Source organism: Bradyrhizobium sp. F1.13.3 (genome assembly GCF_040548265.1).
In the GTDB taxonomy this organism is placed as follows: Bacteria; Pseudomonadota; Alphaproteobacteria; order Rhizobiales; family Xanthobacteraceae; genus Bradyrhizobium.
Genome location: NZ_JBEPRI010000010.1, coordinates 16,010 through 40,601, shown reverse-complemented (window position 1 = coordinate 40,601; position 24,592 = coordinate 16,010). Strand labels below are relative to the sequence as shown.

Genomic DNA, 24,592 nt, shown 5'->3' with positions numbered 1-24,592 from the left:
CGCGCGCTTCGGGCGAGATCCTTCATTTGCGCAAACGCCGCATGCGCGCGCGGCAGGCTCGTTGTCTTGTCTCGCGGCCAGGGCTGAGCAAGATAGCTTTGGAAGTCAGCTGTCTTTCAAGGGTTTTTCAGACAGGATTTGCAGTCTCCCCTGCGTTCGGAATCCAGACCAGAACAATTGCAGAAAAAGAAGTCATGGACCAGGCGATGCTGAGCGTCGTCCGCGCAGTAGAGGCAGGCGCGACGACGATGAAGGGCGTGATCGACGCCACCGGACTGTCTCGTCTCAGAATCGAACGTGCGTTGAACGCGCTGGAGAAGCAGAAGCTGCTGGTCCGCGACGGTCAGGGTTTTCGCGGAACCGGCCCGACGAGGACAACCCAGCCTGCCCGGCAATGCGGCTCGTGCAATGCCTGCTGCGACATCCTCGAAGTGGCCGCCGTTGACAAGCCGGTGAACCAGCTGTGCGGGCATTGGCAGGCCGACACGGGTTGCACCATCTACGAGCGCCGTCCCCAGATGTGCCGTTCATTCGTCTGCGCCTGGCTGCAAGGCCATCTCGACGACGACTGGTTTCCGGCGAAGTCGGGCATCATCGTGCATTTCAGCCAGGACGCCGTGAACGTGACGGTGGACGACCATTGCCCCGATCGCTGGCGCGAGGAGCCCTATTTCAGCAAGCTCGCCGAATGGTCGCTGAACGGGATCAGGCGAATCGGAAACCGCGGCTACGCGACCCTCGTCGTCTCCGGCGCCGACCGCTTCCTGCTGCTCGGGCGCACCGTCGTTCCCGAGCCGACGCTGTTCGGCACCGCGTTCCTGCCGCTCACGGCCGAGACATTTCGATTCTGGCGGGCGAATTCCCCGGAGCATTTGCAGCGGCTGCACGAGCGCATCGCCGAGATCGAGCGGATGAGGCAGGAGTTCGGCTCCTGCGCCGTCCCGGAGAACGAGGACGACGATCCGCAAGCCCCCTATCGGCCCGCACTTCTACGGCAATCGAATCACGCCTGAACTCCGCCGTGGGCAACGACGCATGATTCTCGCCGTGGCGCTCGACGCGCCGCGGCCGGGTTGATAAGCCCCTCTCCGCGAATGATGGGACTTGAGTCGGCATGACGGTTGCGATCGAGATGGGGCAGACCACGGCGGGCGCCGCGGCAGCCATGGACCTCGAGGAACTGCTGGCGACCCGCCTCCTGGTGCAGGGCAATTCGGGCTCCGGCAAATCACATCTGCTGCGGCGGCTACTGGAGCAGAGCGCGCCCTGGGTGCAACAGGCCATCATCGATCCCGAAGGCGATTTCGTCTCGCTGGCGGAGCATTTCGGCCATCTCGTGATCGAGGCCGAGGATCACACCGAACGCGGCCTTCAGGTTGCCGGCGAGCGCGCGCGGCTGCATCGCGTCTCCACCGTGCTCAATCTCGAAGGACTCGACGCCGAGAACCAGATGCGCCGCGCCGCGGCCTTCCTCGGCGGGCTCTTCGACGTGGACCGGGACCATTGGTACCCGATGCTGGTGGTCGTCGACGAGGCGCAGCTGTTTGCGCCTGCGGTCGCGGGCGAAGTCTCGGATGAAGCGCGAAAGCTTTCGCTCGGCGCGATGACCAATCTGATGTGCCGCGGCCGCAAGCGCGGACTTGCCGGGATCATCGCGACCCAGCGGCTGGCAAAGCTCGCCAAGAACGTCGCGGCGGAAGCGTCCAACTTCCTGATGGGCCGCACCTTTCTCGACATCGACATGGCGCGCGCCGCCGACCTGCTCGGCATGGAGCGGCGGCAGGCCGAATCCTTTCGCGATCTCGAACGCGGACAATTCATGGCGCTCGGCCCCGCGCTGTCGCGACGCCCCCTGCGTTTGAATATCGGAGCGACCGAAACCCAGCCGCGCAATTCCACGCCGCGGCTGATGCCGATGCCCGAGGCCACGCTCGAAAATATGCGCGCCGTGATCCTGGCAGCGCCGCCGCCCGATGCCAGCCGGCCGCAGCGCCGGCCCGCGCCCGATCTGCTGGAGCAACTCCGCGCCGCGAAGGCTGCGGCACCGGAGATCGGCCCCGAAATGATCGAGGTCCCGGTCAGTGCCGAGGAGCTCGCAGAGCGGCGCGAGCGCGTGGATCGAACCCTTCGTGCCGTCCTCGCCGCGCCCGATGCCGGTTTCCGCGCGGTCGGCGTGCTCTACCAGGAGTTCGTGGTCCGCTGCCGCATCGAGGGCCTCGGCTCGGCGGTGCCCGACCTCACCGAATTTCGGCGCATGCTGACACGCGCACGCGCCGGGCTCGGCGCCGAGCACGCCGAGGACGACGCCTGGCAGGACGTATCGCTCCGCGCCTCAATCCTGCCCGACGACATGCAGGGCGTGTTCATGATGATCGCGCGCGCCGCGAAGGAAGGCTGGCCCTGCCCCGGCGACGCCGCGATCGCCCGCGCCTACGGCTCGCATTCGCTGCGCCGGGCACAACGCCTGCTCGGCTACATGGAGGAGCAGGGCCTGATCGTCTGTCAGCTCGACGGCGCCGGCCGCCGGATCGTGACGCTGGTGGAACTCGCCTGGGCCACCGCGCCGGGCGATCCCAATGCCGACGACCTGCCGGCAGAGCAGGTCGCGAGCGCGGCGCCGGCTTGAGCCAGCGGATCGTCGTTCAGGCCGCTTCGGTAGCATCGGCGCCGACAAGCGCATCCGCCGCGCGCCGCCGCTCAACCCCAAACATGCGCCGATAGAGCACGACCGAAACGAGCCATGCGATCACGAACAGCGCGATCACGGCGAAGCCGACATTGGCGAGCGAGTCGTTGAGTGCGTCGACCAGGGCCCACACGCCGCCGGACAGGTCGAGCCGATCCGCGATCAGCCCGAGCGCCTCGATGCCGCCGATCAACAGCGCCACCGCGACGGAGGCGCCGGTGATGGTGAGGTTGTACCAGAGCTTGCGCAGCGGATCGACGAAGGCCCAGCGATAGGCACTCACCATCAGTGCCGAGTCGGCGGTATCGACCAGCGCCATACCCGACGCGAACAGCGCGGGGAAAACCAGGACATCGGCAAACGAAGCGCCGCGCGCGGCTTCGCCGGCGGAGATGCTGAGCAGGCCGATTTCGGTTGCGGTGTCGAAGCCGAGCCCAAACAAAAAGCCGAGCGGGTACATGTGCCAGGGTTTTGTCACCAGGCGGAACATCGGGCCGAGCAGCCGCGCCAAGAGGCCGCGATTGGCAAGCAGGGCTTCGAGGCCCTCCGCATCGTGAATCCCCCGCTCCCGCGCCGCGCGAAACGTTCGCCACAGACCGGCGAAGATGACGAGATTGATGGCCGCGATCACCAGCAGGAACAGCGCCGAGACCGATGTGCCGATGAAGCCGCCGATCTCCTTGAGCAGGCTGTCGCCACCGAGGCTGACGACGCCGAGCGCGAGCAGCATGGTCGCGACCACGACGATTGTGGAATGGCCAAGCGCGAAATAGAGACCAACGCTGCGCGGCGAGCCGCCTGCCTGCATCTGCTTGCGCACGACATTGTCGATGGCAGCGATGTGGTCGGCATCGACGGCGTGGCGCAGGCCGAACACCCAGGCGAGCAGCGCGGTCGCCATCACCGTCGGCCTGTCACCGAACGCCGCGAAGGCCCAGGCCCACGCCGCGATGTTGGCCGCGATCAGTCCGCCGAACAGCAGCACCGTTCCGGGCTCGACCGCCCGCAGAGATAATTTCGTCACGACCATCATTCCGTCCGCTGCACGCACCAACGCACGAGCGGTATGATCTTTTCACAGGATGGTCATACTGACCAGACCCGGCGGCCGCCTGATGATCGCATATGCGGATTTGCGGGAGGTCGTCATGCCCGGCTTGTCCCGGCCATGACGAGGAGGAGACGTCGGCGCACTGCATCACGCCGCCTCGGAGCCGCCGAGATAGGCGTCGCGAATGCGGGGATCGTCCTTCAGCGCGCGGGCGGAGCCGGAGAGAACGATCTTGCCGGTCTGGAGCACATAGGCCTCGTGCGCGATCTCGAGCGCGAGGCTGGCGTTCTGCTCGACCATGAAGACCGAGACGCCCTCCTGGTTGATGGTGCGAATCAGCTCCAGCACGCGGTCGACATAAAGCGGCGACAGCCCCATGGTCGGCTCGTCCATCACGATCATCCTGGGACGGCTCATCAGCGCGCGCGCCATCGCGACCATCTGCTGCTCGCCGCCGGAGAGCGAACCGGCGCGCTGCGATAGCCGCTGGCCGAGCTTCGGGAACAGCGTGAGCATCTTGTCGAGATCCTGCGCGATCGCCTCGCGGTCGTCGCGCACGAAGGCGCCCATCAGGATGTTTTCGCGCACGCTCATGTCCGCGAACAGGCGCCGTGCCTCCGGCACCGAGGCGATGCCGCGGCGGACGATCTGGGGCGTGGTCAGCCCGAGCAGCGAGGCACCGTCGAAAGTCACATCGCCCGAGCGCGGCTTCACCAGGCCCAAAATGATCTTCATCGTCGTCGATTTGCCGCTGGCGTTGCCGCCGAGCAGGCAGACGATGTGGCCGCGCGGAACTGATATCGACAGATCGAAATGCACCTGGGCCTGACCGTAGAAGGTGTTGACGTCGGTAAGCGCCAGCAGCGCATCGGGCGGCGTGTTCGTCATGCCGCGCTCTCCTGCTTCGTTGTCAGGCCGTGGCCGAGATAGGCCTCGATCACCTTGGGATCGCCGCGCACCTGTTCACCCGGGCCTTCCGCGATTTTCTTGCCTTCATCCATGACGATGACGCGATCGGAGAGGCGCATCACCATTTCGAGCTTGTGCTCGATCAGCAAGATCGTCAGTCCTTCGGCCTTCAGCTCGGCGACAAGGCCCTGCATCTCAGTGGTTTCGGTCGGGTTCATGCCGGCGGTCGGCTCGTCGAGCAGCAGCAGGCGCGGCTTCAAGGCGAGCGCACGCGCAATCTCGACGCGGCGGCGGTTGGCGTAAGAGAGGCTGTAGGCCGGCTGGTCGATGCGCGGCAGCAGCCGCTCGCCGAAGCGCGCGAGAATGACCTTCACATCCTCGCGCAACCGCTCCTCTTCCGCCTTGACGCTGGCGGGGCGCAGCAGCGCCAGACCCAGTTCCAGCAGCGGGCCGATCACCGGCACTGCCGGCCTGACCGCACGCAGCCGCGTGTGGGCACCGATCAACACGTTGTCCATCACGCTGAGATTGCCGAAGACACGGCCGAGCTGGAACGTGCGCGCGATGCCTTCGGCGGCGAGCCGTTCCGGCGAGAAACCCGTGATGTCCTGATCTTCGAAGCGAACCGTCCCGGCGTCCGGCCGGTCAAGCCCGGTCACGAGATTGAACAGCGTCGTCTTGCCGGCCCCGTTCGGGCCGATGATGCTGATCAGCTCGCCTTTGGCGAGATCGAGATCGATGGCGTCGACCGCGGTGAGGCCGCCGAAGCGCCGCGTCAGCCCGCGCAGGGACAGCATGGTCGTGCCCATCACATCGTCCCCAACAGGCCCTGCGGCCTGAACCGCACCAGCAGCAGCAGCACGATGCCGTAGATCAGGATGCGGTACTCCGCCGCGATCCGGAACACTTCCGGCAGGCCGACCAGCGCGACCGCTCCGACGATGGCCCCGACGACATTGCCGAGTCCGCCGAGGATCACGACCGTCAGCGCCAGGATGGATTGCTGCGTATTGAAGGTCTCGTGGTTGATGTAGGAATAGAGATGCGCGGCGATGCCGCCGCTGACGCCGGCCGCGAACCCGCCGAAGATGAAGGCCAGCGATTTGTAGCGATTCAGGCTGAGCCCATAGGCGCGCGCGGCGATGTCGTCATCGCGAATGGCGCGAAAGCTGCGGCCGAGATGCGAGCCGAGCAGGCGTCCCTGCAGCAGCGCCAGCACGACCATCGCGATGAAGCTGAACCAGTAGATCGAAATCGGGCTGACCAGCTCATAGCCAAACAGCGACAGCGGCGGGATGCCGGAGATGCCGATCGGCCCGCGCGTGACGCTCTCCCAGTTCAGGATCACCAGCGAGACGATCTCGCCGATCGCGAGCGTCGCGATCGAGACATAATGCCCGCGCAGCCGGAACGACGGCGAGATCAGCGCTGTGCCGAGCGCCGCGCTCATCAGGCCGCCGCCGATGATGGCGAGGCCGACGGGAACGGAGAAGGTGAGCGACAGCAGCGCGGAGGTGTAGGCGCCGATCGCGAGCAGCGCGGCGTGTCCGAGCGACACCTGGCCGATCGTGCCCGCCACCAGCGTAAGGCTCAGCGCGAGCATGCCGAGCAGCCAGGCGTTGATCAGAGTCTGGAGCACGTAGAACGACACCGGCAACAGCGGCAGGATCGCGAAGACCGCGGTAGCGATCAGCAGAGCCCAGCGCGGAATGCGCACCGGGCGGCTCGGCGCGATGAAAGTGCCGGTGAGCGGCTCGGGCGGCGCCTGCCGTGCGCTGGCGAACAGGCCGTTCGGGCGCAGCACAAGCACCACGACCAGCAGCAGGAACGCGAACAGATTGCGGTAGCTGGTGCCGAACACGGCGACGCCGTAGCTCTCCACCAATCCCAGCAGCAGGCTGCCGATCACCGCACCCGGCACGTTGCCGGCGCCGCCGACGACTTCGGCGACGACGCCCTTGAGCGTCGCCTGCAGGCTCATCGCGGTGTCGATCTGGTTGTAGTACATGCCGACCAGCAGACCGGAAATGCCGCCGAGCGCAGCCGCAATGCCGAACACGGCTTGATTGACGCGGTTGACGTCGACACCCATCTGCATCGCGGCGTCGCGATCCTGGGCCGTGGCGCGGATGGCCCAGCCAAGCTTGCTGTAGCGCAGGAACACGAACAGCAGCAGCGCGCTGGTGATGCCGACGCCGGCGATCAAGAGATCGAGCGGTCCGATCGTGCCGCCGCCGATCTGGAAGCGGACGTCTGGCAGCTGGCTCGGCAGCGCGCGCGGATTGGGGGAGAACGTCAGCATCACGAGCTGATCGAGCACGAAGCTGATGCCGATGGTCGCCAACAGCGGGGCGATGCGCACCGAGTTCTGCAGCGGACGCAGGCCGAACCGTTCGATGATCAGGCCAACCAGCGCCGCCGCCACCGCGACCACGATGATGGTAAGCGGCAGCGGCGTATGCAGCTGCACCACCGCGACCCAGCCGATATAGGCGCCGACGAGGTAGATCGAGCCTTGCGCAAAGTTGATCAGCCGGCTGACGCCGAAGATCAGCGCGAGCCCGACCGCAACGAGGGCGTAGACGTTACCGACGATCAGCCCGTTGATCGTGTAGTCGAGCCAGGAAGACACGCAGGAGATCCCCTCAGGTCGGCTTGCCGTCCCAGAGCGCGAACTGGCCCTTGCGGACGACGAGCTCGGCGTTCATGGCGCCCTTGACGCGCCGGCTCTCGACGTCGAACGTCGCCTTGCCGAAGATCACGCTCGAGACATCCTTCACTTTCGTAAAAGCGTCGCGGATCGCGCGCCGGTCGGTGCCGCCGATCTTGACGACGGCGGCCGCCATGTTCATCGCGTCATAGGCGTAGGCGTTGAACGCGTCGGGCTCCACCCCGTTGTATTTCTTCTTGAAGCCCGCGATGAACGTCTGCACTTCGGGGCGCGGGTCTTCGGGGAAGTAGCGCGTGCCGACATGGACGTCCTCGACGGCCTCCCCGCCGAGCTCCAGGAATTTCGGCGAGTAGACCGAGCTCGCGGCGCAAATCACCTGCTTCAGCCCGACCTGGCGTGCCTGACGCGCGATCAGCGCACCGTCAGAATAATAGGAGATCAGGATCAGCCCGTCCGGATTGGCGTCGCGGACACGCACCAGCGTGGAGCGGAAGTCGCGCTCCTCCGCGATGTAGCCTTCGGTGACCGCGATTTCGGCGCCGTGCTCCTTCGCGGCCTTGACGAAATAGTCGCGGCTGGTGCGGCCCCAATCGGTGTTGAGGTGCAGCACGGCGAGCTTCTTCAGGCCGAGACGTTTCACGGCATAGGCCGCCAGCAGCGGCTGCTCGTCGGCCTGGCTAACCGAGGTGCTCCACATGAAGTCGCCGCCCTTGGTGAAATCGGGATGCGAATTGGTAAATCCAAACTGCACCAGGCCGCCGCGCTGATAGATCGGCGAGGCCGCCATCGAGGCGGGGCTGGAGAAGTCGCCGAGCTCCATGACGATCCTGGGATCGGAGACGAATTTCTGGGCGATCGCCACCGACTGGCGCGGGTCGCTCTGGCTGTCCTCGAAACTATAGGCGAGCTTGCGGCCGTTGATGCCGCCCGCGGCCTGGATCTCGTCGAGCGCGAGATCGAAGCCCTGCTTCCATTGCGTGCCATATTGTGCGTTCGGCCCGGTCAACGGACCGCTGACGCCCAGCAAGATCGGTTCGGACGATTGCGCGAAGGCGGCGCGCGAGAAGGCTGCTCCCGCCATCATGGCGGCAAGCGAGCCCTTGACCAGGGTACGACGATCGATGTTGCTCATGGACGGCTCCATCCTGTCAGGTGTTGAAACAACCAGCAATTTCTATGCCGGTGAGATTGCCTATTTCGAGGGCTCGCCGAGCGACAGCATCAGCCGGTTCGCCCAGTTGAAGAACGACGCGCCGTTGATGACGTCGACGATCTCCGCATCGTCGAGACCGGCACGGCGCAGCTCATCGACATTGTCCGGGCCAAACGCGATCGGCGTCGCAGCCAGCGCCACGGAGGCCTTGACGACCGCATTCCAGCGCTCGCCGAGATCGGCGCCAACGCCTTCGTCGAGCAGGCGCTGCACATCATCGCGGCGCTTGGAATAGGTGCTGGCGAAACGCGCGTGCACGGAGGCGCAGTAGATGCAGCCGTTGTGGCGCGAGGTCGCAGCTGCCGCGAGCTCGCGCTCGGCGCGCGGCAGGCCGTCGGCAACATTGTAGAAGATGTCCTTGTCGGTCTTGGTGCGGGCTTCCAGCACCTCGGGATCGCGCACCAGCAGACGGAAATACTCGGACTTGGAACGGGAGCGATCGACGAGGCCGGCGAAATGCCGCTCGGTCAGCTCGGCTTCGGGCAGCGGATCGATCCACGACACCCAGCCCAGTTCATCCTGGGTGAAGGCGACGGGCGGATTGACATTGCTTGCAGCGGTCATGATGCAACCTCCTTACGCGCCGGCCGCGGCGTTCGCGGTGCGCCCGAGCGAGGCACCGAGCACGCGCAGTGCGGTGACGACGCGCACCTGGAACGACAGGAACGCAACAAGCTGAGAGAACGTGACGATCCCGGTGTTCGACCAGCCGGCGGCGAGCAGCGCCTTCATGTCGGCCGCAGCCGCATCGCGCGGGCGGAACACCAGCAGATGCGCATGCTCGAACGCCACAACGAGCCGGCCCCCGAGATCGGCCTTGCGCTCCGCGCTGACGCGGTAGATCAGGCCCGCCTTGTTCTCGACCGACAGCGGCCCATCCGGAAAGGCACCGTAGGGGCCAGAGGTCTCGCCCCGCACGATTTCAACCTCGATCGCCTCAACCAAGCGTGCGCCGTCGGCGATCGCAGCTAACTTCGCGCGATAGAAGGCAGCTACAGTCGGCTCGCGGTGAAGGCCGATCACGAAGAGCGCGACCGCGGCGCGCTCGACGAGCGAGAAGTCACTGGCGTCGATCGGCTCGAACAGAGAGAGATAGCTCTGCTGCGCGTTGTCGCGCGCCTGCAGGCGGCGCCCGCGAATGGTATCGAGCGCTGAACCCCGTTCGATCCCGGCGAGCGTGTCGATGATATCTTTCGTAGCCATCATTGAGCCTCTTGCAGCCTGGTGCAACGCGATTCCGTTCATTCCGACTATCCCGCCAGCGCCACGTCGGGCGCCGTCCGCGCCCAGCCCAGCGCTGGCGCGACCTTCTCCGCGACCAGCTCGATCGAGCGCAGGATATGGGGATGCGGGGCATCGACGGAATGCGCCTGGAAGACGAGATCGGTCACCCGCTCCAGCGTGGCGTCGGCGCGGAGCGAAGCGATGACGTCGTCGGCCGCGCCGACATGGGTGTCGAAGGCCGCGATCATCTCCTCCAGCGTCTCGCCCGGCTTGGCGTGGCCGCCCTTGAGGAATTGGGGCAGCGCGCGCCGCAGCCCGATATCGGCAAGGCGCAACGCCTCAGTGCGGTCGTCGGCGACGAAGATGGTGCGCGAAGCCATGATGCGGGGCTCGCGTCCCGGCGGCAGTGCTTCGAGATAGGCATCGATCACCGGGTTCTGAATCTCGGCCAGCGTTGCCTTCGGCGCTTCCGTAGTCCGGGGCTGGGTGCGCGACAGCAACAGGCCATCGCCCGCCTTGCCGGCACGCGCGCCGCCCGCCACAGAGAACGTCGCCTGCCAGATCCTGTCGTCCAGTTGCGGCCGCTGCGGATAGAGCGTGTCGCCACCGTCGAGCGGCTTGCCCACCAGCGCCGTGCGGACGACCTCCAGATTGCGCGCAAAGATCTCGTTACGCTGGGCGCTGTCGAGGCCGAAGGCAGCAAAGGCCGAGGGATTGCCGCCGGTGCCGACACCGAGTTCGAAGCGACCGTTGCAGAGCAGATCGAGCACCGCGGCGTCCTCGGCCACGCGCACCGCATTCTCAAGCGGCAAGGTGACGATGCCGGTGCCGAGCCGAATGCGCGAGGTTTGGGCTGCGACGTAACCGAGGAAGGTGAAGGGCGACGGCAGGCCGCCCTCGCGCTCGTGGAAATGGTGCTGCGCGATCCACGCGGAATCGAGGCCCGCCTTCTCGGCGCGCACGATCTGCTCGGCCGCGAAGCGATATCGGTCGGCGGGCGGGGCCTCGTCGAGAAGCCGCGTGAAAAACCCCAGGCGTTTCAGGTTTGCTAAGCGTTTCATACGACCCCTGTCGGACGAGGATGGGCCCCGATGATGTCGGTTGCCGCAGCTCCAGACAAGCGGGCATTGCGCAGGGCTAGTACGCAAGGCTGCCCGCCGGGATCGCCCTGAGCTGGACTTTGACTAGGCAGACTGCCTACCAGCTCGGCAGCACCGCGCCCTTGAACTTGGTCAGGACGAACTCCTTGACCTCCGCCGTGTGGTAGCTGTCCACGAGGATCTTGACCCAGGGCTTGTCCTTGTCGACCGTGCGAATGGCGATGAGATTGACGTAGGGGCCCTTCGGGTCCTCGCGCAGGATCGGATCCTTGACGGGATCGAGGCCCGCCTGGGTTGCATAATTGGTGTTGATCGCGGCAGCGTCGACATCGTCGAGCGCGCGCGGCGCCTGCGCCGCGTCGACCTCGATAAACTTCAGCTTCTTGGGATTCTCGGTGATATCAAGCACCGTCGGCTTGAAGCCGGTGCCGTCCTTCAGCTTGATCGCACCCTTGTCGCGCAGGAGCAGCAACACGCGCCCGCCATTGGTCGGATCGTTCGGGATCGAGACCTTGCCGCCCTCCGGGATATCGGCGAAGGCCTTGTGCTTCTTGGAATAGACACCGATCGGGAAATTCACGGTCAGGCCGACGGCTTCGATCTTGTAGCCACGGTCGGCCTTCTGGTTGTCGAGATAAGGCTGGTTCTGGAACGAATTGGCGTGGATTTCGCCCGCATCGAGCGCGGCGTTCGGCACGACGTAGTCGGAGAATTCGATGAGCTTGATGTCGAGACCCTGCTTGGCCGCGATCGGCTTCACGGCCTCAAAGATCTGGGCGTGCGGCCCCGGCGTCACGCCGATCTTGATGGTCTCGCCCGAAGCGGCGGCCGACCAGGCGGCGAGCACGATCGCGAGGATCAGGGTGGAACGGAACGACATCTTGGTCTCCATGACTCGGGCAATAATTGGAACCGTATTCGCTTCTCCGCGAGGCGAAATCAATGAAATGGAAATCCATATTGGCCGGCTGACGCGGACGACACTTCTCCGTTCGATCGCATGTGGGGAACGAATGCACCCGCGCAAGCGTGAGGCGCATCACGGCAAAACGGCACGGATCGTTGCCCGTAGTCCGATGGAGCGAAGCCCGACTCGGGACGCCGCCTGCGCGGCAGGACTTATCCTGGTTTGCGCTCGGCTCCATCCGGGCTTCAAACCTCCCCCCACACGTTCGTCATTTCGCCGCAGGGTTTTCTGACCCTGTCGGCATTGCCGCCTCGCCCATGATGAAACATGATGGGCCCTGGCCGGTGACGACTTGTCTGTGAAGTGGGGATCATCCGATGAACGAGAACGAAATCCGCAAGTCCATCGCTGAGGTGAAGCAGGGCAAGCTGTCGCGACGCTCCTTCATGCAGACCATGGCTGCGATCGGGATCGCAGCGCCGGTCGCGAGCCAGATCCTGGTCTGGAACGACGTGGCGATGGCGGACGCCACGCTGCCCTACAAGCCGACCAAGGCCGGGGGCGGCGGCCCGCTCAAGATCCTGCTCTGGCAGGCTCCGACGCTGCTCAATCCGCATTTCGCGCTCGGCACCAAGGATCAGATCGCCTCGCGCGTCTTCTTCGAGCCGCTCGCCGGCTGGGACAAGGAGGGCAATCTCGTCCCCTGCCTCGCGGCCGAGGCCCCATCCAAGCAGAACGGCGGCCTTTCCCCGGACGGCCTGAGCGTGACCTGGAAACTGAAGCAGGGCGTGAGGTGGCACGACGGCAAGCCCTTCACCGCCGATGACGTCGTCTTCACCTGGCAATACGCCTCGGATCTCGCCACAGCGGCGTACACCACCGGATCCTACAAAGACATCACGGTCGAGAAGATCGACGACCACACCGTCAAGGTGCTCTTCAAGGCGCCGACTCCGTTCTGGGCCGACCCGTTCGTCGGTTCGGTCGGTCCGATCCTGCCGAAACATCATTTCGGCGACTATGTCGGTGCGAAGTCGCGCGAAGCGCCTGGCAATCTGAAGCCGGTCGGCACCGGTCCCTACAAATTCGTCGAGTTCAAGCCCGGGGACCTGATCCGGGCCGAACGCAATCCCGACTATCACGTCAAGAACCAGCCGCATTTCGACACGCTGGAGATCAAGGGCGGCGGCGATGCGGTGTCCGCGGCGCGCGCCGTGCTGCAGACCGGCGAATATGACTATGCCTGGAACATGCAGGTGGAGGAGGAGGTCCTCAAACGCATGGAGGCCAGCGGCAAGGGCAAGCTCGACGTCACGCCCTCAGGTAACGTCGAGTTCATCATCCTCAACACGACGGACCCGTGGACCGAGGTGGACGGCGAGCGCTCCAGCCCCAAGACCAAGCACCCGGCGCTGTCCGATCCCGCCGTTCGCCGCGCGATGAACCTGCTGATCGACCGCGAGTCGATCCAGAAGTTCATCTACGGGCGCGGCGGCGTCGCCACCGCGAGCTTCGTCAACGCACCCAAACAGTTCAAGTCGCCGAAGCTGAAATACGAGTTCGACATCGGCAAGGCCAACAAGGTCCTCGATGAAGCCGGCTGGGCCAAGGGCGCGGACGGCATCCGCGAGAAGGACGGCAAGAAGCTCAAATTCGTCTTCCAGACCTCGACCAATGCGCCGCGTCAGAAGACGCAGGCGATCATCAAGCAGGCTTGCCAGAAGGCCGGCATCGAGATCGAAATCAAGGCGGTCACGGCATCGGTGTTCTTCTCGTCCGACGTCGGCAACCCCGACACCTACTCGAAATTCTATGCCGATATGGAGATGTACAACACCACGCAGCCGCAGCCCGACCCGGAGCGCTTCCTGAACCAGTGCGTCTCCTGGGAAATCTCCAACAAGGACAACAAATGGCTCGGCCGCAACGTCTCGCGCTGGTCCGATCCCGAGGCCGACAAGGCCTACAAGGCCGCGCAGAACGAGCTTGATCCGGTCAAGCGCGCCGCGCTGCTGATCAAGGTCGACGAAACCTTTTGCGAGGCTAACGTGTTCCTGCCGCTTCTATCCCGCAACATCGTCAACGCAGGGGTCAACGACCTCATGGTGGACATGTCGGGATGGGACGTTACGACCTGGAATCTGGCGGGTTGGTACCGCAGCTGACGCCGGAGAGGCTGAACGCTCGATCTCCGTCTCGGCAGACCACCAGCTCAATCCCTGCCCGCGAATTGGCGGTCGAGGTTTGACGCCGTGTCGGCGCTTCTCAGCCGTTTCATCAGCTCATCCCTCTCCTTGCCGTCGGGCAACGACTCGGCCTTCTCACGGATGGTCCTGGTGAACTCCGCAAGCCGCTCTTGAAGCGTGGTGGTTTGCTGAACGCGATGCCGCCTGAGCACGATCGGATCTCCATGTCATGGCACGATGCGGTGCCTTTCTGGATGGCCAATGATAAGAGCGAGCGCAGCCATATCTATATCAAATGATATAGTTCAAGCCATTTGGTACCGACGCACTTTGTTCACATGTGAACAGTTCGAGCTGCCTTCAGCTGCGGTCCGGAACGAAGATGACGGCTGTTTCATTGATGCCGTGAGACAACACGGACGCGCCATGGGCAAGATACTGATCAGCACCGCCGTCGTGAGCCTGGCACTCATCATTGCCTTCGCGGTCTATGTCATCACTCTATGAATTGCCGACAGCAGAGCGAATGATGGTGCGGCTCGGAAATCAACCGCGCGCGCAGCAATCGACCAACAGGTCCCAGATCCGCTCCGCATCGCCCGATGCGCGGGTTTCTGGCCCTTTCTCCGGGTTGGATTGCGAATAGCCCGCCACCGGGCGCGCCTCGCGCGGCACGATCCATCTCTGGGAGATCGGGTCGTACCATTTTCCGATCATCATTTCAGTCACGCCGATCGACTCACCGATTTGATCCTGGGCGGAGCTACGGCTCGCGGACTTCGTCGAATCCCGTTGGCCGCGCATCCACATTTTACAAATCGGCTTCTTGCCCGATCGTTCCTGCCGCGACTCAGCCCGGCCGCGCCGGATGAAGCGTACGGGGATGCCTCTCGTGCAGCAGCCGCGCAAGCTCTTCCCGTTCCGCGGCACGTCCCTTCATGGCAGTCTCGAACAGCGCTTCCTGGATGTCGCGCGGCATGTCGCCCCACACGTCCATCGCCGCTCGTCCGAGCAGGCCCGCAAGATGATCCACTCCATCGCTCATTGGGCTCTCCTGATCTGGTCCGGGGATGGAACAGCCGTGGCTTTGCGGCGTTCCAGTTCCATCATTGTGAAAGGAGACATCATTTATGGGATTCTTCACCAAGGATATCAAATCGATGGAAGACCTGCTGCTGCACGGCCTGCAGGATATCTATTACGCGGAACAGCAGATCCTCAAGGCGCTGCCGAAGATGATCGACAAGGCGACGAACAAAGACCTCGTCGCCGGGCTGAAAGCTCATCTGGAAGAGACCAACAAGCAGGTCGACAGGCTCGGCAAGGTGTTCGCGAAGCTCGGCAAGGAGCCCAGCGGAACGCACTGTCCCGCCATCGACGGCATCATCAAGGAGGCCGACGAGACCGCCGGCGAGATCGAGGACAAGGCCGTGCTCGACGCCGCGATCGTGGCCAACGCACAGGCCGTCGAGCATTATGAAATGTGCCGCTACGGCACGCTGATCGCATGGGCGGAGGAACTCGGGCACGACGACATCGTGCGCTTCCTCACGACGAACCTGAACGAAGAGAAGGCCGCCAACACCAAGCTGAATACCGTAGCGCTTCGCAAGGGCGTCAATGCCAAGGCGTCCAGCGCCGCTTGATCGAGACGTGCCAGTTAAGACGTGCTGGTGAAGTACTGGACGTGGCGGCCCCGCTCGCGGAGCTGCCACGTTCTCGTTGCACGTTCGGTCAGATGAACGGCTTCCCGCCGGTGACCGCCAGGGTTGCTCCCGATGTGTAGCTCGAGAGCGGATCGGCGAGCATGACATAGGCGGTCGCGAGCTCGGCCGGCTGGCCGGCCCGCTGCATCGGCACCTGCTTGCCAAAATTCTTGACCTTGTCCTCCGGCATGGTCGACGGAATCAGCGGCGTCCAGATCGGCCCCGGGGCGACCGCATTGACCCGAATGCCCTTCGCCGCCAGCATCTGGGCGAGCCCGCCGGTGAAATTCTGAATGGCGCCCTTGGTCGTCGCATAGGCGAGCAGGGTCGGATTCGGCATGTCGGAGTTCACCGACGCGGTGTTGATGATCGCCGCTCCCGGGCGCATGTGGGGCACCGCAGCCTTGGTGAGATAGAACATGGCGTGGATGTTGGTCTCGAACGTCCGCTGCCATTCCTCGTCGCTGATATCAGCGATCTCCTTGAACGTGTCCTGATGGGCCGCGTTATTGACGAGGATGTCTATTGCGCCGAACGCCTGGACGGTGCGGGCGACGATCGCGCGGCAATGATCGGGATTGCGGATGTCACCGGGGATCAGGACGACCTTGCGTCCCTCGCGCTCCACCAGCGCCTTGACCTCGGCGGCATCCTCGTCCTCGTTCAAATAGGCGACGACGATGTCCGCGCCTTCCCGGGCATAGGCGATCGCGACCGCGCGGCCGATGCCGCTGTCGCCTCCGGTGATAATCGCTTTCTTTCCGGCCAGGCGCCCGGCGCCTTTATAACTCTCCTCGCCGTGATCCGGTCGCGGATTCATCGCGCGCGTCGAACCGGGCATCGGTTGCTGTTGCGGAGGATAAGGCGGCTTTGGATATTCGGTCATGAAGCGGCTCCAGAGATTTGCTCCGCTAACGGAAAGCTTTCGGAAGCGTTCCTCGCCGTTCCATCACGCCTCCTGGCCAAGCCGCACGATGATGTCGTTCGGCAATAGGGCTGGCGCGTCGCCGGCACCCAATCGCCATAGGCTCTCGCCCGCAACCAGTGCCGGCATGGGCAGTTCGCGGTCGGCGAAATTGGTAACAATCTGCAAGATGTCTCCCTTCTCCGTCCGCCAACGGGCATCCAGGCCGCCCTTGCGCTGGTCCTCCCCCAGCAACTTGCAATCAGCCGACACGAAACCCCGTTTGATCAGCGGCACGATCTTCTCGCGCCGTATCTTCAGCAATTGGGCTGTCAGGCCGCGAAACCTGGCGCTGGCGGGAGAGCGATCGATGCCGGTCCAGTCGAGCTTCGATGCCTCGAAGGTCTTTTCATCGCACGGATCCGGAATCCTGGCGCGCATGTCAGGCGTCGAGAATGCCTTGAAGTGAGAAAACTCCTTGCGCCGCCCTTCCCGCGTCAGCTCGGCCGCTTCGCCCGACCAATCCGCGAAGAACAGGAACGGCGTCTCGGCCGCGGCTTCCTCACCCATGAACAACATCGGAATATGCGGATTCAAGAGAACCAGCGCCATGGCCTGATCCAGTTTCTCCGCACCGACCAGTCTTGAAAGCCGCTCCCCCAACGCGCGGTTGCCGATCTGGTCGTGGTTCTGGGCGAAGAAGATGGTGGCCTCGGGCGGCAGATGCGCGCTCGGCTCGCCGCGCGGTGCGTCATGCAGCGGAAAGACTTCGCCCTGATAGGCAAAGCCCTCAATGAGCGCTCGCGCGAGATGTTCGAGCGGCCTGTCGGCGAAGGCGCGATAATAGCCTTCGTCCTCGCCCGTCAACAGGACGTGGAGCGCGTTGTGAAAATCATCGCCCCATTGCGCATCATAGAGCCGGGTTGGTCCTTGCGCTCGGTCGAGCAGGCGGGCCTGATTGGCCTCGTTCTCCAGCATCAGATGCACGCGCCGGCCCGGCAGCTGACGGCGAACCGTCTCGGCAAGCTCGACCAGGAAATGGCGTTCGGAATCGTCCTTCAGGGCATGGACCGCGTCGAGCCGCAAGCCGTCGAAGCCATAGTCGCGCAGCCACATCAACGCGTTCTCGATCAGGAACTCGCGCACGAACGCGCCGTCGTGTCCCTCGAGGTTGACCGCAGGCCCCCAGCCGGTGCTGTGGCGCGCGGTGAAGAAGCTCTCTGCATAGAGGTGCAGATAGTTCAGCTGCGGCCCGAAATGGTTATAGACGACATCGAGATAGACCATGATGTCGAGGGCATGCGCCGCGCGTAACAGCCGCTTGAGGTCTTCCGGCCTGCCGTAGCGTGCATTTGGCGCATTCAGCAGCACGCCGTCATAGCCCCAATTGTGCCGGCCGGGGACGTCATTGAGTGGCATCAGCTCGATCGCGGTGATGCCGAGATGGCGCAGATAGGGCAGCTTCTTCTCGATGCCGGCATAGCTGCCTTCCTCGCTGAAGGTGCCGACATGCAGCTCGTAGATCACGGCCTCCGCCCAGGGGCGGCCGGGATAGAGCACCGGATCCCGGAACGCCGCGGTGTCGACCACCTCGCTCGGCGCCCCGACGTCGTCGGGCTGGAAGAACGAGGCGGGATCGGGAACGACCAGATCTTCGTTGATCCTGAACTGATAGCGCGTGCCGACGCGCGCGGTGGGGCTCAACCACTGGTACCAGCCGTCGTCGTCTCGCGTCATCGGGCGGGGCGGCTGGCCGGCTTCGAGCAATTCGACCGAGCGCGCCGTCGGCGCCCAGAGATTGAAGCAGACCCCGTGATCGAGGCATCGAGGACCGTGGTGTCGCGCCTGCCCGGCCATTCCCAATCTGTGACTCAAACCTGGCCGCCTTTACCTGCATGGCTGGAAGTGACGACACGCTTCGCGAGGCTCGATTTTACGATCGCTTAAGCATGCTCAGGACGAATGAAGCCGAGATGCGGGCATTCGTTCCTCAGGCGAGCGCCGCACCCGGCGCACACGCTCTATGTGCACTTTTGGACCGAGGACGAAAAAAGTCTGATCGGTGGCGAAAGTTAGGAACGTTTGTTGCGGTGCGGAATTCAGGATTTGCGCTCCGTTGGGGAAGCGCAATTGGAATTTCGAAGATGGTTGGCAGAGGCCGATGTTGTCCCTTGGGCCGGGGGGCCTAGCGCATGCGGATCCTTTTCGCGACGCCTGAAGTATCAGACTTCATTCAAGTGGGTGGACTCGCCGCCGTCTCGGCGGCTCTCCCGCGCGCCTTGCGCGATTTTGCCGACGTCCGCGTCATCATCCCCGGCTATCCGGCTGTCCTGCGCGGGTTACAAGACCTTACGACCGTCGGATGGTGCCAGCCATTCGCGGCCCTTCCGGCCTTCGCGATCGATCTCGGGCATACCGCCGACGGCATGACCTATTACGTCGTCCGGTGCCCGGCGCTGTACGAACGAGACGGCACCCCCTATGCCGATGGCCGCGGGGCCGATTGGGGCGACAACAATGTCCGGTTCGCGACCTTCTCTTATGCCGCAGCGCAGGTCGCGAGAGGATTGGTCGACAAGGATTGGGCCGCCGATCTCGTCCATGCCAATGACTGGCAATGTGCACTGATCCCCGGTTATCTGGAATGGCAGTACGCGCACATTCCAACTGTGTTCACGATCCACAATCTCGCCTATCAAGGCGTCTTCGACCGCAGCTCGCTCGCGCCGCTGGGCATTCCCGAGGCGAGCTTCAACATCGACGGCGTGGAATTCTACAATCGTCTGTCCTTCATCAAGGCCGGCCTGGTCTACGCTTCCCACCTGACGACCGTCAGCCAGACCTATGCCCGCGAGATCACCACCGCCGAGTTCGGCTGCGGTCTCGAAGGGCTGTTGCGGCAACGGGCCGATCGCAACCAGCTTTCCGGCATCTTGAACGGGATCGACGAGAGCTGGGATCCGCGCACCTGCCCCTCGCTGTTCCAGCCGTTCGGCGCCGGGGACTGGACCGAACGGTCGTTGAACGCCGACGACGTCAGGGAGCAGTTCGGACTGGCGGTCTCAAGAGGTCCCCTGTTCGCGCTCGTGGCGCGCCTGGTGCACCAGAAGGGCGTCGACCTCGTGATCGAGAGTGCGCAAGCGATCGTCGATGCGGGCGGCCAGATTGTCGTGACAGGCAAGGGCGAAACGCGGTTCGAGGAAGCGCTGCTGCAGGCGCAAGTGCGCGCGCCGCGCTCGATCGCCGTGAAGATCGGCTTCGACGACGCCGAGGCACGAAAGATCTTCGCCGGCAGCGACTTTACCCTGATGCCGTCGCGCTTCGAACCCTGCGGGCTGAGCCAGATGTACGCCCAGCGCTTCGGTTCGCTGCCAATCGGCCATCGTACCGGCGGCCTCGCCGAGACGATCGTGGATGGCGAAACGGGCTTCCTGTTCGACCGCGCGTCAGCCCCCGGCTTCCTTGGAAGCCTTTGCCGGGCCTTTTCCACCTTCGGCATGAAGGATCGCCTCGATCACATGCGGCGCGCGGCCATGGCACAGGCCTTCAGTTGGACCCAGTCGGCCAAATCGTACGCGGCGATCTACAAATCTTCGATCTAGACGCGCAACTGCAAGGCAAGCAGGGAACGGAATCACTTGGGGCGCGGTTGCAGCTCTACACAGGAGTTTTCGCCATGCGCCGCTCGAAGCCACAACCGATCCGCAACAAGCTCGACCTGGCCGACCGTACCCAGGTGCGCCTCGTCAGAAAGCGTCTCGGACTGTCCGACGCGGAGCTGACCAGCATCGTCGAGCGGACCGGCAACTCGATTGCGGCCATCAGCAAGGAGGCGGCGCTGCAAAGGGCAACCACGCTGCCCAAGCCGGACGATGTGCCTCCTGTCGCCGTGATCGCTTCGGCGAACGTCGGCGAGCAGGCGACGCGGAAGTGACGGCAACTGCACCAAATTCTTGAAGGGCTGTCCGGGGGGAACGATGGATCAACAAGTACATTCGGATGACGCCCTGACGCGAGCGGCCTCGAGCCTGCGCCGCTCCCGGATCAGCGAGGGCAAGCCGTTTCCGCTCGGCGCCACTTGGGACGGGCTCGGCGTCAATTTCGCGCTGTTTTCGGCCCATGCCACCAAGGTCGAGCTCTGCCTGTTCGACGACGACGGCGAGACCGAATTGGAGCGGATCGAACTCCCGGAATATACCGACGAAGTCTGGCATGGCTATTTGCCCGCCGCCCGTCCAGGCACCGTCTATGGCTACCGCGTTCACGGCCCGTACGAACCCGACGCGGGACACCGCTTCAATCCCAACAAGCTCGTGCTCGATCCCTACGCCAAGCAGCTGGTCGGCCGGTTGCGCTGGGGACCGGAGCTGTTCGGCTACCAGCTCGACCATGCCGACAAGGATCTCTCCTACGACGAACGCGACAGCGCGCCCTTGATGCAGAAATGCCGGGTCATCGACCCCGCCTTCACCTGGGGCGCCGCGCGCAAGCCGGAAGTGCCGTGGGAGCGGACGATCGTCTACGAGATGCACGTCAAGGGCTTTACCCAGCTGCATCCGCTGGTGCCGGACGCAGACCGCGGCACGTTCTCCGGTCTCGCGCACTCGGAGGTGCCGGCCTATTTGCGATCGCTCGGCATCACCAGTGCAGAACTGTTGCCGATCCATGCCTTCGTCGACGACAGCTACCTGGTCGAGAAAGGCCTGCGCAATTACTGGGGCTACAACTCCCTTGCCTTCTTCGCGCCGGAGCCGCGTTACCTCAAGACGCCGTTCGCGAACGAATTCAAAGCCATGGTCAACCAGTTCCACGCCCATGGCATCGAGGTCATCCTCGACGTCGTCTACAATCACACCGCGGAAGGAAACGAACTCGGCCCGACCCTGTCGTTCAAGGGCATCGACAACGCCAGCTATTACCGCCTGCTGCCGGACCAGCAGCGCTATTACATCAACGATACCGGTACCGGAAACACGGTGAACCTGTCACACCCGCGCGTGCTGCAACTGGTGGCGGATTCCCTGCGCTACTGGGCGACCGAGATGCGGGTTGATGGCTTCCGGTTCGACCTCGCCACCATTCTGGCACGCGAACCCTACGGGTTCGACGAGGGCGGCGGCTTCCTCGATGCCTGCCGCCAGGACCCCGTGCTCTCCAGCGTCAAGCTGATCGCCGAGCCCTGGGACATCGGTCCTGGCGGCTATCAGGTCGGTCAGTTTCCGCCGGGATGGGCGGAATGGAACGACAAGTTCAGGGACACCGTGCGCGCTTTCTGGAAGGGCGACGAAGGATCGATCGCGGACTTCGCCAAGCGCGTGTCTGGATCCGGCGATCTCTTTAACAAGCGCGGCCGCCGGCCGTGGGCCAGTGTCAACTTTGTCACCGCCCATGACGGTTTCAATCTCAATGATCTCGTTTCGTACAACGACAAGCACAACGAAGCCAATGGCGAGGACAATCGCGACGGCCACAGCAACAATCATTCCTGGAACTGCGGCGCCGAGGGACCGACGGACGATCCGGACATCATTGCGCTGCGCGAGCGCCAGAAGCGCAATTTGCTGGCAACCATGCTGTTGTCTCACGGCACGCCCATGCTGCTTGCCGGTGACGAATTCGGACACACCCAGCACGGCAACAACAACGCGTACGCCCAGGACAACGAGACCACATGGCTCGACTGGATGGGCATCACCGCGAACGGCCGCAGCCTGCGCGAATTCACGCGCAAGCTGATCGCGACGCGCAAGGCATTTCCGATTCTCTACCGCAGTCGGTTTCTGGTCGGCTCGCACAACGAAGAGCTGGACGTCAAGGACGTGACGTGGCTCGCGCCGTCCGGAGAGGAAATGACGACGGAGCAGTGGCAGGACGGCAACGCCAAATGTTTCGCTTTGCTGCTCGACGGCCGCGCCCAGGAGACCGGGATCAAGCGCCGCGGCTCGGACGCAACCATGCTGCTGATCTACAACGCCCATCACGACGTCGTCAATTTCACCTTGCCTGCCGTCGCCGAGGGACGCAGCTGGGTCGGGTTGATCGACACCAATCAACCGGAAGGGCAGATGCCCGCGTTCGACTTCGGGCACGTTTATGCGATGACCGGGCGATCCCTCGTGGTGTTCGGTCTCGCCACCGAGAGCATCGCCACGCGCCGTTTGCGACAGGGCCTCGGCGCGCTGCTGGACGTCGTGGAGGCGCCGTTGCCGGGATAGCTCGGCGTGACACGGTGCCGATGCTGTCGAGTTGATGACGACGGGGAACGCACGCAGGTTACCGGCGTTCGAGTAGATGGGGCATCAGTCGGAGAACACCGAGATGAAGTTCACAGGTGCCGTTATCCTCGCCGCTCTCGCGCTGCCTGGAGCAGCCTGGGCGCAGGCCAGCAAGCCTGACGTTTCGTCCGCGCCGAGTGCGCAGAATTCGGGTGCCGGCATTGCCGGACAGCCCGGCAACAAGAACGGACCGGCCGCCAAGCCCGGTGAAACCGTCGGATCGAGTTCGACGAATTCGACTGGCAACACCGCCGTGCAATCGCAGGACCCGTCGAATATTAAGGGCGCACCAGGCAACAAGAGTGGGCCGCCCGCCAAGCGTCCGGACCAGCGCTAAACGAACACGCTCGCCATCCTACCGCTCGACATCCAACGACCCGCGCCGGACATCACTGGCGCGGGTCGTATCAATAGGAACGAACGCTGCAGCCGCCCGTTCGGGACTCACCTTCTTTCCACGCCCCCTCCAGCACCCGAGAGTCCCTCCATGTATCACCACGTCAAGAAGTTGATGTTCACCGTTCGCGTCGACGAGCCGGATCCCCGCTTCGGCAACATGCTGCTGGAGCAGTTCGGCGGCGCCAATGGCGAGCTCGCCGCCGCGATGCAGTACTCGATCCAAGGGTTGAACTGCGAGGATCCCGATCGCAAGGACCTGCTGATGGACATCGGCACCGAAGAGCTCAGCCATCTGGAAGTGGTCGGCACGCTGGCGCGGATGCATCTCAAGCCGTCGAAGTTCGACCGCCAGGCGGCCGAAGCCGATCCCCTCATCGCCATCGCCGGCGGCGGCGGGGTCAATCTCTTCAACTCCCAGGGCAATGCCTGGACCGCCGACTATCTGAAGATCACCGGCGAGCTCGACGTCGATCTGCGCAGCAACATCGCCGCAGAGGCACGGGCCAAGATCGTCTACGAGCGGCTGATCAATTTCTGCGACGACGCCGGCAGCAAGGACGCGCTGCAGTTCCTGATGACGCGCGAGATCACGCACATGAAGGCGTTTGCGCTCGCGCTCGAGAGCATGGGCAAGCCGGCTTTCAGCATCGGCCGCATCGCGCCGACGCCCGGCCTCGTCGACCAGTTCTTCAACGATTCCACCGGCGCCGGCGATCATGGCGAGATCGACACGCGCGGCCCCTGGAACGAGGGCGGCGACTGGGTCTTCACGGAGTCGCCGGCGATCCAGGCGGGCGAACCGGGTCCGGCCACAGCCATCGTCACCGAGAGCTCGCCACCGGCGGACGAAGCGGGTCTCGGCGATCTGCTCATCAATGAGCTGCGCGATATCCTGCATGCCGAGAAGCAATTGACCAAAGCGCTTCCCAAGATGGCGGAGGCCGCTCGCTTCGACCAGTTGCGCGAGCTGTTCGAGCAGCACCTCGCAGAGACCGAAGCGCAGGTCGAGCGCATCAACGAGTGCTTCGAAATGCTCGGCAAATCCGCCCGCGCCAAGCCCTGCAAGGGCATGATGGGCCTCGTCGAGGAGGGCCAGGAGATCATGGCCGAGGGCGAGGACAAGGAGGACGCGGCGGCCGACCTTGCTCTGATCGGCGCGGCGCAGCGCGTCGAGCACTACGAGATCGCCGGCTACACCACGGCACGCAACCTCGCCCAGCAACTTCGCCACAGTGCCGTCGTCGCCCTGCTGTCGAAATCGCTCGCCGAGGAGGAGAACGCCGATCAGCTCCTCAACCAAGTGGCCCGCTCGCTGATGTCGGTGGCGAAAATGCCCGCGGCAGTCGAGCAGACCGAATGAT

General features: G+C 64.3%; 23 protein-coding genes. 9 read left to right on the top strand and 14 right to left on the bottom strand.

Annotated elements, in window-relative coordinates; all coding sequences use genetic code 11:
• The first annotated feature begins 194 nt into the window (after window positions 1-194).
• Window positions 195-1,013 carry a CxxCxxCC domain-containing protein gene (locus tag ABIB66_RS25305; protein ID WP_354205511.1) on the top strand — a complete coding sequence of 273 codons (819 nt, stop codon included), beginning with the start codon at window positions 195-197 and terminating at the stop codon, window positions 1,011-1,013.
• A 101-nt stretch (window positions 1,014-1,114) separates the two neighbouring features.
• A complete protein-coding gene (locus ABIB66_RS25300) occupies window positions 1,115-2,626 on the top strand; it encodes a helicase HerA domain-containing protein (protein ID WP_354204970.1) in 1,512 nt (503 codons plus the stop codon).
• A 16-nt stretch (window positions 2,627-2,642) separates the two neighbouring features.
• Here ABIB66_RS25300 and ABIB66_RS25295 read toward each other — a convergent pair whose 3' ends face one another.
• The 9 genes from ABIB66_RS25295 to ABIB66_RS25255 form a co-directional block, all read right to left on the bottom strand.
• A complete protein-coding gene (locus ABIB66_RS25295) occupies window positions 2,643-3,719 on the bottom strand; it encodes a HoxN/HupN/NixA family nickel/cobalt transporter (RefSeq protein WP_354204968.1) in 1,077 nt (358 codons plus the stop codon).
• A 165-nt stretch (window positions 3,720-3,884) separates the two neighbouring features.
• Window positions 3,885-4,625: an ABC transporter ATP-binding protein gene (locus tag ABIB66_RS25290; RefSeq protein WP_354204966.1), complete on the bottom strand. Its 741-nt coding sequence runs from the start codon at window positions 4,623-4,625 to the stop codon at window positions 3,885-3,887.
• The gene (locus ABIB66_RS25285) at window positions 4,622-5,455 is read right to left on the bottom strand and encodes an ABC transporter ATP-binding protein (protein WP_275169396.1); all 834 of its coding nucleotides are present in this window, start codon (window positions 5,453-5,455) and stop codon (window positions 4,622-4,624) included. Before ABIB66_RS25285 ends, ABIB66_RS25290 begins: the two co-directional genes overlap by 4 nt.
• Window positions 5,455-7,278 carry an ABC transporter permease gene (locus ABIB66_RS25280; protein WP_354060098.1) on the bottom strand — a complete coding sequence of 608 codons (1,824 nt, stop codon included), beginning with the start codon at window positions 7,276-7,278 and terminating at the stop codon, window positions 5,455-5,457. The genes ABIB66_RS25285 and ABIB66_RS25280 overlap by 1 nt, the downstream gene beginning before the upstream one ends.
• Window positions 7,279-7,291: 13 nt before the next feature.
• Window positions 7,292-8,449, bottom strand: a complete 1,158-nt coding sequence (locus tag ABIB66_RS25275) for an ABC transporter substrate-binding protein (RefSeq protein WP_275169398.1) — start codon at window positions 8,447-8,449, stop codon at window positions 7,292-7,294.
• A 60-nt stretch (window positions 8,450-8,509) separates the two neighbouring features.
• Window positions 8,510-9,094, bottom strand: a complete 585-nt coding sequence (locus ABIB66_RS25270) for an alkylhydroperoxidase domain protein (protein WP_354204963.1) — start codon at window positions 9,092-9,094, stop codon at window positions 8,510-8,512.
• A gap of 12 nt (window positions 9,095-9,106) precedes the next feature.
• The gene (locus ABIB66_RS25265; RefSeq protein WP_354204961.1) at window positions 9,107-9,733 is read right to left on the bottom strand and encodes a CMD domain protein; all 627 of its coding nucleotides are present in this window, start codon (window positions 9,731-9,733) and stop codon (window positions 9,107-9,109) included.
• A 47-nt stretch (window positions 9,734-9,780) separates the two neighbouring features.
• Window positions 9,781-10,815, bottom strand: a complete 1,035-nt coding sequence (locus tag ABIB66_RS25260) for a putative FMN-dependent luciferase-like monooxygenase (RefSeq protein ID WP_354204959.1) — start codon at window positions 10,813-10,815, stop codon at window positions 9,781-9,783.
• Between the two features lie 136 nt (window positions 10,816-10,951).
• Window positions 10,952-11,746 carry a MetQ/NlpA family ABC transporter substrate-binding protein gene (locus tag ABIB66_RS25255; RefSeq protein ID WP_275169401.1) on the bottom strand — a complete coding sequence of 265 codons (795 nt, stop codon included), beginning with the start codon at window positions 11,744-11,746 and terminating at the stop codon, window positions 10,952-10,954.
• A 392-nt stretch (window positions 11,747-12,138) separates the two neighbouring features.
• Here ABIB66_RS25255 and ABIB66_RS25250 point away from each other — a divergent pair, with 392 nt between their 5' ends.
• Window positions 12,139-13,926, top strand: a complete 1,788-nt coding sequence (locus ABIB66_RS25250) for a peptide ABC transporter substrate-binding protein (protein WP_354204956.1) — start codon at window positions 12,139-12,141, stop codon at window positions 13,924-13,926.
• Window positions 13,927-13,973: 47 nt separating this feature from the next.
• Here the strand turns inward: ABIB66_RS25250 and ABIB66_RS25245 are convergent, their stop codons facing one another.
• The 3 genes from ABIB66_RS25245 to ABIB66_RS25235 all read right to left on the bottom strand — a co-directional run bounded on the left by ABIB66_RS25245 (window position 13,974) and on the right by ABIB66_RS25235 (window position 14,992).
• On the bottom strand, window positions 13,974-14,159 hold the full coding sequence (locus ABIB66_RS25245; RefSeq protein WP_275169403.1) for a hypothetical protein: 186 nt from the start codon (window positions 14,157-14,159) through the stop codon (window positions 13,974-13,976).
• 334 nt (window positions 14,160-14,493) lie between these two features.
• Window positions 14,494-14,757 (bottom strand): hypothetical protein, encoded by a 264-nt coding sequence (locus tag ABIB66_RS25240; protein WP_354204954.1) that lies wholly within the window; start codon window positions 14,755-14,757, stop codon window positions 14,494-14,496.
• A 40-nt stretch (window positions 14,758-14,797) separates the two neighbouring features.
• Complete coding sequence (locus ABIB66_RS25235) at window positions 14,798-14,992, bottom strand: hypothetical protein (RefSeq protein WP_275169405.1); 195 nt, start codon at window positions 14,990-14,992, stop codon at window positions 14,798-14,800.
• Between the two features lie 85 nt (window positions 14,993-15,077).
• Here ABIB66_RS25235 and ABIB66_RS25230 point away from each other — a divergent pair, with 85 nt between their 5' ends.
• Entirely contained in the window at window positions 15,078-15,593 is a 516-nt protein-coding gene (locus ABIB66_RS25230) for a YciE/YciF ferroxidase family protein (protein ID WP_354204951.1), read from the top strand.
• A gap of 88 nt (window positions 15,594-15,681) precedes the next feature.
• Here ABIB66_RS25230 and ABIB66_RS25225 read toward each other — a convergent pair whose 3' ends face one another.
• Together ABIB66_RS25225 and treZ are read right to left on the bottom strand one after the other, a co-directional pair.
• Window positions 15,682-16,539, bottom strand: coding sequence for an SDR family oxidoreductase (locus tag ABIB66_RS25225; protein WP_354204949.1), 858 nt, complete (start codon window positions 16,537-16,539; stop codon window positions 15,682-15,684).
• Between the two features lie 63 nt (window positions 16,540-16,602).
• Window positions 16,603-18,414, bottom strand: a complete 1,812-nt coding sequence (gene treZ / locus ABIB66_RS25220; protein WP_473302312.1) for a malto-oligosyltrehalose trehalohydrolase — start codon at window positions 18,412-18,414, stop codon at window positions 16,603-16,605.
• Window positions 18,415-18,749: 335 nt separating this feature from the next.
• On the opposite strand from treZ, the gene glgA reads away from it, so the two are divergent.
• The 5 genes from glgA to ABIB66_RS25195 all read left to right on the top strand — a co-directional run bounded on the left by glgA (window position 18,750) and on the right by ABIB66_RS25195 (window position 24,591).
• Window positions 18,750-20,159 (top strand): glycogen synthase GlgA, encoded by a 1,410-nt coding sequence (glgA, locus tag ABIB66_RS25215; RefSeq protein WP_354204945.1) that lies wholly within the window; start codon window positions 18,750-18,752, stop codon window positions 20,157-20,159.
• Between the two features lie 74 nt (window positions 20,160-20,233).
• Window positions 20,234-20,491 (top strand): DUF3606 domain-containing protein, encoded by a 258-nt coding sequence (locus ABIB66_RS25210; RefSeq protein WP_354204943.1) that lies wholly within the window; start codon window positions 20,234-20,236, stop codon window positions 20,489-20,491.
• A 43-nt stretch (window positions 20,492-20,534) separates the two neighbouring features.
• Window positions 20,535-22,772: a glycogen debranching protein GlgX gene (gene glgX / locus ABIB66_RS25205; RefSeq protein ID WP_354204941.1), complete on the top strand. Its 2,238-nt coding sequence runs from the start codon at window positions 20,535-20,537 to the stop codon at window positions 22,770-22,772.
• A gap of 103 nt (window positions 22,773-22,875) precedes the next feature.
• The gene (locus tag ABIB66_RS25200; RefSeq protein ID WP_354204939.1) at window positions 22,876-23,169 is read left to right on the top strand and encodes a hypothetical protein; all 294 of its coding nucleotides are present in this window, start codon (window positions 22,876-22,878) and stop codon (window positions 23,167-23,169) included.
• 150 nt (window positions 23,170-23,319) lie between these two features.
• On the top strand, window positions 23,320-24,591 hold the full coding sequence (locus ABIB66_RS25195) for a DUF892 family protein (protein WP_354204937.1): 1,272 nt from the start codon (window positions 23,320-23,322) through the stop codon (window positions 24,589-24,591).
• Window position 24,592: the final 1 nt, after the last annotated feature.

Coding starts and splice junctions, on each gene's coding strand:
- ABIB66_RS25305 (WP_354205511.1), top strand. CDS start 195: ATGGACCAGGCGATGCTGAGCGTCGTCCGCGCAGTAGAGGCAGGCGCG.
- ABIB66_RS25300 (WP_354204970.1), top strand. CDS start 1,115: ATGACGGTTGCGATCGAGATGGGGCAGACCACGGCGGGCGCCGCGGCA.
- ABIB66_RS25295 (WP_354204968.1), bottom strand. CDS start 3,719: ATGATGGTCGTGACGAAATTATCTCTGCGGGCGGTCGAGCCCGGAACG.
- ABIB66_RS25290 (WP_354204966.1), bottom strand. CDS start 4,625: ATGACGAACACGCCGCCCGATGCGCTGCTGGCGCTTACCGACGTCAAC.
- ABIB66_RS25285 (WP_275169396.1), bottom strand. CDS start 5,455: ATGGGCACGACCATGCTGTCCCTGCGCGGGCTGACGCGGCGCTTCGGC.
- ABIB66_RS25275 (WP_275169398.1), bottom strand. CDS start 8,449: ATGAGCAACATCGATCGTCGTACCCTGGTCAAGGGCTCGCTTGCCGCC.
- ABIB66_RS25270 (WP_354204963.1), bottom strand. CDS start 9,094: ATGACCGCTGCAAGCAATGTCAATCCGCCCGTCGCCTTCACCCAGGAT.
- ABIB66_RS25265 (WP_354204961.1), bottom strand. CDS start 9,733: ATGGCTACGAAAGATATCATCGACACGCTCGCCGGGATCGAACGGGGT.
- ABIB66_RS25260 (WP_354204959.1), bottom strand. CDS start 10,815: ATGAAACGCTTAGCAAACCTGAAACGCCTGGGGTTTTTCACGCGGCTT.
- ABIB66_RS25255 (WP_275169401.1), bottom strand. CDS start 11,746: ATGGAGACCAAGATGTCGTTCCGTTCCACCCTGATCCTCGCGATCGTG.
- ABIB66_RS25250 (WP_354204956.1), top strand. CDS start 12,139: ATGAACGAGAACGAAATCCGCAAGTCCATCGCTGAGGTGAAGCAGGGC.
- ABIB66_RS25240 (WP_354204954.1), bottom strand. CDS start 14,757: ATGTGGATGCGCGGCCAACGGGATTCGACGAAGTCCGCGAGCCGTAGC.
- ABIB66_RS25235 (WP_275169405.1), bottom strand. CDS start 14,992: ATGAGCGATGGAGTGGATCATCTTGCGGGCCTGCTCGGACGAGCGGCG.
- ABIB66_RS25230 (WP_354204951.1), top strand. CDS start 15,078: ATGGGATTCTTCACCAAGGATATCAAATCGATGGAAGACCTGCTGCTG.
- ABIB66_RS25225 (WP_354204949.1), bottom strand. CDS start 16,539: ATGACCGAATATCCAAAGCCGCCTTATCCTCCGCAACAGCAACCGATG.
- treZ (WP_473302312.1), bottom strand. CDS start 18,414: ATGGCCGGGCAGGCGCGACACCACGGTCCTCGATGCCTCGATCACGGG.
- glgA (WP_354204945.1), top strand. CDS start 18,750: ATGCGGATCCTTTTCGCGACGCCTGAAGTATCAGACTTCATTCAAGTG.
- ABIB66_RS25210 (WP_354204943.1), top strand. CDS start 20,234: ATGCGCCGCTCGAAGCCACAACCGATCCGCAACAAGCTCGACCTGGCC.
- glgX (WP_354204941.1), top strand. CDS start 20,535: ATGGATCAACAAGTACATTCGGATGACGCCCTGACGCGAGCGGCCTCG.
- ABIB66_RS25200 (WP_354204939.1), top strand. CDS start 22,876: ATGAAGTTCACAGGTGCCGTTATCCTCGCCGCTCTCGCGCTGCCTGGA.
- ABIB66_RS25195 (WP_354204937.1), top strand. CDS start 23,320: ATGTATCACCACGTCAAGAAGTTGATGTTCACCGTTCGCGTCGACGAG.